At 33.7% G+C, this 10,667-nt stretch carries 11 protein-coding genes and 5 tRNA genes; 7 read left to right on the top strand and 9 right to left on the bottom strand.

Annotated elements, in window-relative coordinates; all coding sequences use genetic code 11:
- Positions 1-32 precede the first annotated feature (32 nt).
- The 3 genes from AB8E63_RS00080 to nagA form a co-directional block, all read right to left on the bottom strand.
- Positions 33-410, bottom strand: coding sequence for a DUF1033 family protein (locus AB8E63_RS00080; protein ID WP_036752150.1), 378 nt, complete (start codon positions 408-410; stop codon positions 33-35).
- A gap of 136 nt (positions 411-546) precedes the next feature.
- Positions 547-1,605, bottom strand: coding sequence for a zinc-dependent alcohol dehydrogenase family protein (locus AB8E63_RS00075; protein WP_004251543.1), 1,059 nt, complete (start codon positions 1,603-1,605; stop codon positions 547-549).
- A 140-nt stretch (positions 1,606-1,745) separates the two neighbouring features.
- Positions 1,746-2,897: an N-acetylglucosamine-6-phosphate deacetylase gene (gene nagA, locus AB8E63_RS00070; protein WP_368909412.1), complete on the bottom strand. Its 1,152-nt coding sequence runs from the start codon at positions 2,895-2,897 to the stop codon at positions 1,746-1,748.
- 770 nt (positions 2,898-3,667) lie between these two features.
- On the opposite strand from nagA, the gene AB8E63_RS00065 reads away from it, so the two are divergent.
- Together AB8E63_RS00065 and AB8E63_RS00060 are read left to right on the top strand one after the other, a co-directional pair.
- A complete protein-coding gene (locus AB8E63_RS00065; protein ID WP_016466107.1) occupies positions 3,668-4,399 on the top strand; it encodes an ABC transporter ATP-binding protein in 732 nt (243 codons plus the stop codon).
- A 17-nt stretch (positions 4,400-4,416) separates the two neighbouring features.
- Positions 4,417-5,733 carry a beta-carotene 15,15'-monooxygenase gene (locus AB8E63_RS00060; RefSeq protein ID WP_368909410.1) on the top strand — a complete coding sequence of 439 codons (1,317 nt, stop codon included), beginning with the start codon at positions 4,417-4,419 and terminating at the stop codon, positions 5,731-5,733.
- Positions 5,734-5,893: 160 nt separating this feature from the next.
- On the opposite strand, the gene AB8E63_RS00055 is transcribed toward AB8E63_RS00060, so the two are convergent.
- Positions 5,894-6,349: a helix-turn-helix domain-containing protein gene (locus AB8E63_RS00055; protein WP_368909408.1), complete on the bottom strand. Its 456-nt coding sequence runs from the start codon at positions 6,347-6,349 to the stop codon at positions 5,894-5,896.
- A gap of 321 nt (positions 6,350-6,670) precedes the next feature.
- Here AB8E63_RS00055 and AB8E63_RS00050 point away from each other — a divergent pair, with 321 nt between their 5' ends.
- Genes AB8E63_RS00050 through AB8E63_RS00030 form a run of 5 tightly spaced genes read left to right on the top strand, consistent with a single transcriptional unit; the run spans position 6,671 to position 10,161 of the window.
- Positions 6,671-7,144 carry a hypothetical protein gene (locus tag AB8E63_RS00050; protein ID WP_368909406.1) on the top strand — a complete coding sequence of 158 codons (474 nt, stop codon included), beginning with the start codon at positions 6,671-6,673 and terminating at the stop codon, positions 7,142-7,144.
- 40 nt (positions 7,145-7,184) lie between these two features.
- The gene (locus tag AB8E63_RS00045; RefSeq protein ID WP_368909405.1) at positions 7,185-8,381 is read left to right on the top strand and encodes a replication initiation factor domain-containing protein; all 1,197 of its coding nucleotides are present in this window, start codon (positions 7,185-7,187) and stop codon (positions 8,379-8,381) included.
- Positions 8,382-8,383: 2 nt separating this feature from the next.
- A complete protein-coding gene (locus AB8E63_RS00040; RefSeq protein WP_001096844.1) occupies positions 8,384-8,770 on the top strand; it encodes a hypothetical protein in 387 nt (128 codons plus the stop codon).
- Between the two features lie 59 nt (positions 8,771-8,829).
- A complete protein-coding gene (locus AB8E63_RS00035) occupies positions 8,830-9,024 on the top strand; it encodes a DUF3173 domain-containing protein (protein ID WP_247935092.1) in 195 nt (64 codons plus the stop codon).
- A gap of 3 nt (positions 9,025-9,027) precedes the next feature.
- Positions 9,028-10,161 carry a tyrosine-type recombinase/integrase gene (locus AB8E63_RS00030; RefSeq protein WP_368909402.1) on the top strand — a complete coding sequence of 378 codons (1,134 nt, stop codon included), beginning with the start codon at positions 9,028-9,030 and terminating at the stop codon, positions 10,159-10,161.
- A gap of 74 nt (positions 10,162-10,235) precedes the next feature.
- Here AB8E63_RS00030 and AB8E63_RS00025 read toward each other — a convergent pair.
- The 5 genes from AB8E63_RS00025 to AB8E63_RS00005 all read right to left on the bottom strand — a co-directional run bounded on the left by AB8E63_RS00025 (position 10,236) and on the right by AB8E63_RS00005 (position 10,656).
- A tRNA-Leu gene (locus AB8E63_RS00025) sits at positions 10,236-10,319 on the bottom strand.
- A gap of 9 nt (positions 10,320-10,328) precedes the next feature.
- Positions 10,329-10,400: transfer RNA gene (locus AB8E63_RS00020), tRNA-Gln, on the bottom strand.
- Between the two features lie 13 nt (positions 10,401-10,413).
- Positions 10,414-10,486 (bottom strand) — tRNA-His (locus tag AB8E63_RS00015).
- Between the two features lie 12 nt (positions 10,487-10,498).
- Positions 10,499-10,569, bottom strand: a tRNA-Trp gene (locus AB8E63_RS00010).
- 6 nt (positions 10,570-10,575) lie between these two features.
- Positions 10,576-10,656, bottom strand: a tRNA-Tyr gene (locus AB8E63_RS00005).
- Between the last annotated feature and the right edge of the window lie 11 nt (positions 10,657-10,667).

Below are 10,667 nucleotides of genomic sequence, written 5' to 3'. Positions count from 1 at the left end.
TCGAAGAAAATACAAAAAAAAGAACAACTTTATTAAAAAGTTGTTCCATCTTTTTTGATGCGACACGTCCGGTGGATTTCTAAACCAGTTTGTTTTTCATAACCCGGTCTGAATTTTTCATCTGGTATAACTTGACCATCTTCCAGTAAAGCCAAGGAATGATATTGCTGCAGAAATTCATCACATTCCTCACACCAACGCTTATCCTCCGGATTCCAAAATATGGTCATTAAGTCTCCTCGACTTTTATATAGTGGAATTTTCTTTTCCAGTTCAAACCAGCAAGATTTATAATACTTCAAGGCATCATAGTAATTTTCAAATTTCTTACTACTAATGACGTCTTCTTCCCATCCTTCTATGAACCACCAAGGTTCAAAATCCCCGTACATTTCTATAACTCGATACATAGTTTCATTTCCTTTGTATCGTATATTATAGCGAAATTTTAAGAACAATGAAAGAAATTTGCTTGCTTTCACGAATTATCTAATATTTTCAAAAAATCCAGCTATTCTAAAAAGAATAACTGGATTCAAAATTCGATTAACCTTCTGAAATATCGTTTTCAATGATAACCTTAATCGCATGATGATCTGCAGCCTTACCAAATACTTCATAGGCCTTTTCAATTTCACTTAGTTTGAAGTAATGAGTTACCAATTTTTCTGGTTCAATTTTATGACTTTCTAAAGCTTTCAAAAGCTGAGGAGTTGTGTTGGTAGAAACCAAACCGGTAGTTACGTTAATGTTACGAATCCATAGAGTATCCAAATCAAACTGAACTGGCTTACCATGCACACCACAGTTGGCTACTGTTCCATCTACACCGATAATCTTTTGGCAGAGATCAAACGTTTCAGGAATACCAACAGCTTCTATAGCAACATCCACACCTCTACCATCTGTTAAATCATAAATTTCTTGAATTGCTTTTTCAGGGTCTGAAGAATTAATCTTATGAGTAGCACCGAAAGAAACTGCAGTATCCAAACGGTTATCGTCTAGGTCTACCATGATCAATTTAGCAGGTGAATAGAATTGAGCAGTCAATAGAGCTGCTAAGCCAACTGGACCTGAACCAACGATAGCCACACTACAACCAGGCTCTACTTTCCCTTTTAAGACACCAATTTCATAACCAGTTGGTAGGATATCAGATAACATAACCAAGGCTTCATCAGACAAATCAGCTGGAGTGTGGTAGAGAGTATTATCAGCATGAGGAACACGAAGATATTCTGCTTGCATACCGTCGATCAAATGTCCAAAAATCCAACCGCCTTCGTCTTCACAGTGGGCATAGATTCCCTTTTTACAGTAGTAGCATTTACCACAGGCACAAACACAAGAAATCAAAACTTTATCGCCTTTTTTGAAGTTTGAAACGCCTGCTCCAACTTCCTCTACAATACCAATTCCCTCATGTCCAAGGATAGTTCCACTCTTACAAGCAGGAACATCCCCTTTAATGATATGTAGGTCAGTACCACAAATAGTAGTCTTAACGATACGCACAATAGCATCTGTTGGCTTGCGAATAACTGGTTTGTCAACATCAACAAATGAAGCAAGTCCTGGTTTAACATAAGTATAGGCTTTCATAAAGCTTACCTCCGTTTTTTTATTTGTATTGTTTATATCATAATTGTAAGCCTTTTCATAAATAAAATCAAGTAATATGTGAAGGAAATAACAAACTAAATTAAAAAAAGTAGAAACTAAACTAGTTTCTACTTTAGAGATTATGCTTGATAACGTTTTTCACCATCAAGGTAAGTTGCTACCAATTCCAAATCCTTATCAAGAACGATAAAGTCAGCATCGTAGCCTTCACGGATTTGTCCACAAACGTCATCAATATGAACTGATTTTGCTGGGTTGAGACTGGCCATCATAACTGCTTCATGTGGATTTGCAATACCCCATTCAACAACATTTTTCAAACCGTCTTTAAGTTTGAGAATAGAACCTGCCAAGTTCCCAGTAGATTTAAGACGTGCAGTACCATTTGCAACCACAACTGGGAATTCTCCTAGCATGTAGTCACCATCTTGCAAACCACCCGCTGTCATACAGTCAGTGATAAGAGCAATATTTTCAGTACCTTTTTGTTTAAGTAGAATGTCACAGGCCTTAGGATCAACGTGATGCCCATCGCAAATCAATTCAGCATAAGTATGTGGCAATTCATACATAGCACCAACCATACCAAGCTCACGGTGAGTTAAGCCACGCATACCATTATAAGCATGAACCCAAACACTTGCACCAGCGTCAACAGCCTTCTTAGCCTGATCAAAAGTTGCATTTGAGTGACCTAAAGCAACAGTAACACCTTCACCAGTAACCGTACGTACAAAGTCCTCAACACCTTCACGTTCAGGTGCAAGGGCAATTTTATTTAGAAGACCATTAGCAGCCTTCTGCCAAGCACGAAATTCATCCATGCGAGGATCTTTCATGTAAGCAGGGTTTTGAGCTCCTTTAAATTCCTCAGTAAAGTATGGACCTTCAAAATAAATCCCACGAATTTTAGCACCAGAAGCCTCTTGATAACGCGCACCAATATTTTCAGTAACAGCTAATAATTGTTCGTATGATGATGTTAGAGTAGTTGGTAGGAAACTAGTAACACCTGTGCTAAGAAGACCTTCACTCATTGTATGAAGAATACCTTCGATGTTATTATCCATAACATCAACCCCACCAAATCCGTGAATATGTGTATCAACAAGACCAGGAGCAATACTATAACCAGTATAGTCAATAATTTCTGCGTCATCAGATACTTGATCCATATGCTTACCAAATTTACCATCAACTAGTTCTAGAAAACCGCCACGGCGCACACCATGAGGATAGAAAAATTGATCCGCTTTAATATATTTAGGCATAATGATAACCTCCGTAATTCATTTTTCTAATATTTATTATGTCAATTACATTATAAACCTTTCTGATTAATTTGTAAATGGTATAGACCTATTATAGTTAAATTTATAAAGAAATATTTTAAGATTTAGTAAATATATAGTAAAGTTATATTGAACATTAAGCTTTACAATAAAATTAAGAAAAAATAAGTAATTTTAAGTAATTGCGAGAGAAAAAAATGGAAGAGAAATTAAAAAGACAAGATCCGAAAACCTTGTCTTTATTACTATACCGGCGGCCGGGGTCGAACCGGCACGTCCTTGCGGACACTGGATTTTGAGTTCTATGAATACATTTTTTAACTCTTATAACCTTGATTTAATAGGGTTTTAGGACCTTTGAATCTTGCAAAATAGACTCATTTTTCAAATTTTTGTAACTTTTTGGTAACTCTGTTGTATCAAAAACATTTTACATATGCTACTATCTTCGTTATAGCTAACTTTAATTCTCATTTATTAAGTATACCTAAGTTTTATGTTTGAATTTTGTATAGAATAGCTGTACCTCTTAATAGAGTTATGATTACGCTTTCAATTAAACCTCTTTTATGATACTATTATAGTAATAGAAAAGATTCTTAGTTCGCTAAAGACCTTTATTCGAGATCCAGATAAAAAAGAAATTTTATCCATTAAAAATTCGTTTCATAAGTTACATACTTGATATTAATAGAATTCCAATTTATATAATAAAATCAAAGATGACACTGGAATCAGGAGGATTTATTATGGTTAATAATGTAGCTGTTAAAGTCTCAAACCTTTCAAAAGAATTTTTGTTAGGGCAAGACAAAACTGTCTCTATTTTGAAAGATGTTTCTTTATCTGTCAATTATGGGGAATTTGTATCAATACTTGGTGTCAGTGGTTCTGGAAAGTCTACTTTGCTAAGTTGCTTATCAAGTTTATCTGAACCAACAAGTGGCGAAGTTGTTATCAATGGTATAAATCCATATACCTTAAAAGAAGGGAAGCTTGCTAAATTTAGAAGGCAAGATATTGCAATTATTTTTCAAAACTATAATCTGGTACCCGCTCTACCTGTACTAGAAAATGTTACACTTCCTCTGAGACTCTCAGGAAAGAGTGTTGATAGTAATAAAGTAAAAAAAATGTTGGATAGTTTGAATTTTAAAGCAGAACTATCATCATTAGTTGCTACCTTATCAGGTGGAGAACAGCAAAAAGTGGCTATTACTCGTGCAATAATAGCTGATAGTAAAATTATTTTTGCTGATGAGCCAACAGGAGCTCTGGACAGCGTCTCAAGAAAGCTTATTTTTGAAACACTTCGTAATTTAGCGAGTCAAGGAAAATGTGTTCTTATGGTCACTCATGATATTGAGTTGGCTTCAAAAACTGACAGAGCACTCATTTTAAAAGACGGAAAAATATCTCGACAAATTATTAAACCTTCAGCTGATGAGCTCTACCAAGCACTTGAAAGTAGTAAAGATTAATTTGAGGAGGATATATTATGCTAAAATTAATCATTTACCAATTTCAGTACTCAAAAAGACAATGGTTAGGAACAATACCATTACTATTTGTATCTAGCCTGATTGTTGGAACATCTTTATTTGGTATTGCTAGTTCAATAAAGACTGCTAATATTAACGCTTCACAACTTTTTCAAATGCTAATAGTTTTTGGCGGGACTACTCTATTTTTCCTTATTTCAAATAATATAAGACTGCTAATAGATATCTTTAAAAAGGATTACCAATTATGGGCTACCCTAGGCGCAAGCAGAACTCAGCTATCTTTATTAGTATCTGGACAGTTTTATTTAATGGCAGTGATTGTTAGTAGTATTGGTACAATACTTTCATTTATCCTGGCAGATAGTTACTACAAATTTTTACAAAATTTATTAGGAAGAGATGAGTTACCTGATTTAGTTATTACAGCCAACATTCAATCAATTTTATTGAGTGTTTTTATAGTCCCAACAATTGTAGGGATAGGGGCTTACTTTTATTCAAGTCGAATACTTAAAATATCATCAATATTAAAACCAAAAAAGAAAAAAAGAAAAGTTACAATAACTGGTGTTATTAACATCTCTGTTCGTTTAATCCTATGGTTACTATGTATAGGTTTTATTGTTTCAGCAGGTTTTAGCAGTAATAAAGAAATAATTTCAACACAGTCAAGCATAATATTATTTTTATTAATTATTCACATCCTTATTATTCAATCACTATCTCCATCAATTCAAATGTTTCTAATAAAATTTTTAATGAGGATATTCCCAACTGAAAATTATGTAATCAATACAGGCTTTTGGAATCTACTATCCAATCCTAGCTATTTGAAAAGTATACAAACTTCAATGAGCATGGGAGTAACTCTCATTTCTGGGTTTATTCTTTACACCCAAAATATGTATTCATTCATGAATACAGCAAACGGTGTACTCGAAGCAAGAGCTTCATTTATTGCTTATCTGTCTGCTCCAATTATTCTGATTATTACTAGTTCTATTTCTCTTACAATTTTATCTTCTAATAAAGATATTGAAGACATTAAACAGTTAAAGACACTGGGAGTGTCAAGTTCACAACTTTTTAAAATACGTATAGGCGAGGCAATAATACACTCGGTGTTAATTTTATTAGTATCAGTAATTTTCAATTTAATTATTTTAATTTTAGTTAGCTTTATTGGCCAACTTCTAGGCCAAAGTGTAGTAGATATATCAGGTTTCTGGCAACCGAGTCTTATAGTTATTTCTTTGTTAGTTATTTTTTATAGTATTACAAAGGGATTTTATATATTTCGAGATAGATAAATTGGAATAGTTACTGATTCAAAAAGAACACACTTATTGACATTGAAACAAAAGCAATACTAAAATGAAAAAGACAAGGATAAAACACCTTGTCTTTTTAAAATACTAGCAACTTAGACTATCATAGTTCCATAAGTGAAACTAAAAATATAACAAACCATCAATCTGCATTAAAATAATCAGAAACCTCTTTAAAAAGAGTCTGCAATATTTCTTGCTCTTCTTCATCTAAATTATTTTCAGAGACTAGCTCATCCAAATACTTAGGTAGAGTAGAATGGTTTTTAATTCCATTCATGACAATTGCAAATTTCAGATCATCTAGTTCAGTTTTATTAAACTCTTTTAGCTTCTTCAAATCAATTCTAGTGATTGGATGTGGGACAACATCTAGAGTACTGTAAATCGTTTTTCCTAATAAATAATCTGTCGTGGTATCAAATAATTTTGCTAATTTGACAACCGCTTCTAAATTAGGCTCTAAAGTTCCGTTTTCCCAACGAGAATAAGTACCTTGTTGTACATCAATCATCTCAGAAACTTGTACCTGTGTTAACTTCTTACTCTTTCTCAGTTCCCTAAGACGATCTCCAAAAGAATTATTATTATTAAACATTGTATCCTCTTTAATATTCGATTCTGTATATTTTAGCTTGACAAAATATTCTAAACGGTATAAAATAGAATTATTCCATAAGGAATATTTATTTTGAGATTAAATATTCCATTGAGAATATTATAGCATAAAAGGAGGTAAAAGCGTATGTAATTAGTAGTTGATTTAAAAAATTTTAATAAAGGAGGTAAGATTCGACAAAATAAAAAAAATCTTGAAACAAATGTGCCGTTCGTTCCAAGATCAAAACATATTATGTAACAATTATACCACAGAAAACTCCTCAGTTGCACAAGAAAATTTCGGAGGTTTCACAAAAAGATGACCAATAAAGAGTTAGTCAATCAAATTTCTGGCCTAAACTCTACCTCTACTCTTAAAAATTGGATTCAACTGATTAAAGAGATAAGTGGCAAGGAATTTAAGAAAATTAAAATTCCTATCAGTAGAAATCCCAGAACTCATCAATTAAGTTATACAGTTGCCTATGACTTTACAGACGAAGACCTTAGACAATTTCAAAAGTTAGCTAACCTAAAACTTGAAATAGGTTTAAAAGAGGCTATACAAAAAGTATTTGGGAGTCTAGCAGACAATGAGCAAGAACTCCTAAACAAAGTAGTAGATGAACTCTATGATGAACTGAGCGCCTTAAAACAGGAATTTAAGCGAGAAATACGACTGATAAAAAATGAGAATGCCAATCAAAAAAAGAAAATCCAAGATATTGAAGAGTCGATGCAAACCGGCTTATTAGGGTTTGTTCAGAAGAGGTCAAAAAATAGGTTCGGCTAATAGCGAGTTTTCGGCTGAGCCATGAGGCAGAAAGCCGAAAATGAGCGTAGATGCGGACGGACCATTTTTGACCGTTAGGGTGTGTAGTAACACCACCCTCTGCAAGTTAGGTGTACCATCGAAAGAATTCAGTATTCCCAAGGGTTTCGGAGATTTTAAGGGTGGCAAAATTAGGCAAAAAGTTGAATCAAAATCTATGGCAAAAAATGAACATTTACGTTCTGTATTTGACTGGATTCAAATTCAGTTTGATAAGACTGAATTTTCGCCAAGAGAAATAATCGAAGATATTCTATTTCTTGACTATAACCTATTTATTGAGAATAAAGGGAGCCTTAAATACTATAACTATGATAGCCAGTTTCATTATGGGAATATCCGTATCTACTATGGAGTGAAAGAGTCGTCCTACATGCTTGTCATGTCAGGACAGGCACTCGAGTTCTTTAGAGATATGGTATTAGATCCAAATAGTCTGTCCGAAAGACAGTTTCTGAACAACCTCTACTACAATTACAATCAATTTTCAGTAAGAAGAATTGATATTGCAATAGATGATTTTAATGAAACACCCTATTTCACTCCTAATCAGCTTCTAAAGATTTGTCAGAAGAAACGCTTTATATATGGAAAAAGCACCTACTACAATACCTACGGAGATGAAACAATCGGCCAAACCTTATATTTGAGAAAACCCAATGATGATGAAAGACTTAGAATTTATGATAAACGCTTAGAACGAGCTGAGAAGCTCGGCATCAGCAAGCGTTTTATAGAAAATTGGATAAGAACTGAGTTAGAACTTAGGAAAGAAAAAGCTCACTACTTCATTCAAGAATGGTTGCATTCAGAAATAGATCTTCTCAACTTTACCAAGGGATATCTCAAAGAAAAAGTGAGATTTTATAGTGATAGCCATTTCTCAAAACCTTTGAGATCTTGGGAAAAGTTTTTAGGTCACTCAAAACCTATCTCTATCATTATTTCAAAACCAAAAACAGAACTTGAACAAAAATTAGAATGGTTTACCTATAAAGGTTCAGGGGCTATTCTAAAAGCGTATAAATTTCTATACGACAATAATTTACTGCATGAGTATGAGAAATCTAACTATCTCGCACTCAACAATATGGAATATCCACCAGATTTAGCAAGTGGATTAATAGAAAGGGCAATTCTCTTTAAAAGAGAGGATTTAATCCCTACAATCAAAGAAAATATCAAAAGGAGAAATTAACTATGGCAAAAATGCTTTCACAAAATGACTGGAATTTTAATAACATTGGAACAAAATTTGAATTGGATGAAGTTATTCCAAAATTTGAAACAGAAGTCCGAGCAGATGCAAACGGAGAAATTATCAAAAACCGAGATGGTAGCGAAAGACGTTTTAATACCGATAAAATCATTGGTTGGAAATACAATGTAACTATCAAGGATGGACAATTCAAAAAGAAATCAACCCAAGTCTCAGTAGACAATCCAGAAGCTTTAGTCGATAATGACTATATCCAAGCGATGGATCAAGTACCAGTTACATTTGACAATTTACAAGCCACTATGATTAGTTCAACGATGTACTACAAGGCGGATGCTATCCATTTAGTAGATGTAAAACAAAAATAAGTATCAAACAAGGGGAGTTAATCCTCCCCTTACTTAATCTGAATAGAAAAGGAGATCACATGATTAAAACTGTAACAAAAGATGACCTTATCGAACTTGGATTTGCTCCAGGAACTGCAAGAAAGATTATCCATACTGGCAAATTACTATTAGTGAATCGTGGTTTTAACATCTACGATAACAAACGGATTGGTACAATTCCAGTCAGTGTTGCGGAAGAACTACTAGGAATTGAACTCCAGAAAGAAGCATAATGAATGACTATTCGTAAAACTAAGAGTGGTAAATGGACCGTTGATGTTTCTAACGGTTTCCACCCAGTCACACAAAAAAGAATACGTATTATTCGTAAAGGATTAAATTCTAAAAAGGAAGCCCTAGAACTTGAACAACATATTAGAGTTGTAGAATTAAAAGAAAAACAATTTGACTTTGTTGTAACAACAGATATGTTATTCGACTTACTTGAAGAAGATGATCTGAAAAATGGCAGAAAAATAAGCTACACAAGTACACAAAGAAACAATTATGAACGTCATATTAAGCCATATTTTAAAAATACAAATTTAAATAAATTAACGTATGACCATATATTCGAATTTCGTGAATACCTAAAAACAAAACCTAAAAAACAAAATGAAAATGAAGTTTTAAGCTATAATACAATTAATAAAGTTCTAATTCTACTTAAAAAAATTTTTGATACTGGTATAAGAAAATCTCTCATTGATAAAAATCCTGTTGAGAATTTGAGAAAATTACCAATTAGGAAGCCTAATATTCAATTTTGGAGTATAGAAGAATTCACAAAATTTAGAGAACTTATTCAAGATGATGAAATAAGCTATGACCTGTTTTTCGTAATTGCTTTCTTTACTGGGATGAGAATGGGAGAAATACTAGCATTGAACTGGAATGATATAAATCTTTTAACAAATACAATTTTCGTTACCAAAACGGTATACTTTGTAAATAATACAAGCTACATTAATACAACAAAAACACGATCAGGAACTAGAAATATTACAATCAATCAGAAATTAGCAGAAATGCTAAAAGATTGGAAAGTAAAACAAAAAGAAAAACTTGAGGAATTTACGAAAAATACTGACGAACTACAAATAATACAGAGTACACCAATAACTATTACAAAAAATATGATTGATAAGAAGTTTAAGCAAATACTAGAAAGGGATAAAGATTTAAAGAGAATAAGAATTCACGATTTGAGACACTCTCATGCATCATTACTTATAAATCAAGGAGAAGATTATCTTGTTGTTAAAGAAAGATTAGGACACGCTTCAATTACAACAACAATTGATACTTATTCTCATTTGTACCCAAGCAAACAGAAAACATTGGCTAATAAACTTGATGATTTATTTTAAAATGGAAAAAATTGGTAACTCAACATACAACAAAGAAAAAAAGACAAGGCCCGAAAACCTTGTCTTTATTACTATACCGGCGGCCGGGGTCGAACCGGCACGTCCTTACGGACACTGGATTTTGAGTCCAGCGCGTCTGCCAATTCCGCCACGCCGGCAAATAGTAACTGGGGTAGCTGGATTCGAACCAACGCATGAGGGAGTCAAAGTCCCTTGCCTTACCGCTTGGCTATACCCCAATAATATAAAATAGGCGAGTGAGGGGAATCGAACCCCCGAATGTCAGAGCCACAATCTGATGTGTTAACCACTTCACCACACCCGCCATAACGTTTAACACGGGCAGTAGGAATTGAACCCACACTGAAGGTTTTGGAGACCTTAGTTCTACCTTTAAACTATGCCCGTATAAGATGGAAGGGGAGGGATTCGAACCCCCGAACCCGAAGGAGCGGATTTACAGTCCGCCGCGTTTAGCCTCTTCGCTACCCTTCCGTGTAATATAA

This window comes from Streptococcus sp. oral taxon 061 (genome assembly GCF_964211575.1).
In the GTDB taxonomy this organism is placed as follows: domain Bacteria; phylum Bacillota; class Bacilli; order Lactobacillales; family Streptococcaceae; genus Streptococcus.
This window is presented reverse-complemented; position numbering and strand designations above follow the sequence as displayed.

Coding starts and splice junctions, on each gene's coding strand:
- AB8E63_RS00045 (WP_368909405.1), top strand. CDS start 7,185: ATGAGCGTAGATGCGGACGGACCATTTTTGACCGTTAGGGTGTGTAGT.
- AB8E63_RS00075 (WP_004251543.1), bottom strand. CDS start 1,605: ATGAAAGCCTATACTTATGTTAAACCAGGACTTGCTTCATTTGTTGAT.
- AB8E63_RS00060 (WP_368909410.1), top strand. CDS start 4,417: ATGCTAAAATTAATCATTTACCAATTTCAGTACTCAAAAAGACAATGG.
- nagA (WP_368909412.1), bottom strand. CDS start 2,897: ATGCCTAAATATATTAAAGCGGATCAATTTTTCTATCCTCATGGTGTG.
- AB8E63_RS00035 (WP_247935092.1), top strand. CDS start 8,830: ATGATTAAAACTGTAACAAAAGATGACCTTATCGAACTTGGATTTGCT.
- AB8E63_RS00030 (WP_368909402.1), top strand. CDS start 9,028: ATGACTATTCGTAAAACTAAGAGTGGTAAATGGACCGTTGATGTTTCT.
- AB8E63_RS00050 (WP_368909406.1), top strand. CDS start 6,671: ATGACCAATAAAGAGTTAGTCAATCAAATTTCTGGCCTAAACTCTACC.
- AB8E63_RS00065 (WP_016466107.1), top strand. CDS start 3,668: ATGGTTAATAATGTAGCTGTTAAAGTCTCAAACCTTTCAAAAGAATTT.
- AB8E63_RS00055 (WP_368909408.1), bottom strand. CDS start 6,349: ATGTTTAATAATAATAATTCTTTTGGAGATCGTCTTAGGGAACTGAGA.
- AB8E63_RS00080 (WP_036752150.1), bottom strand. CDS start 410: ATGTATCGAGTTATAGAAATGTACGGGGATTTTGAACCTTGGTGGTTC.
- AB8E63_RS00040 (WP_001096844.1), top strand. CDS start 8,384: ATGGCAAAAATGCTTTCACAAAATGACTGGAATTTTAATAACATTGGA.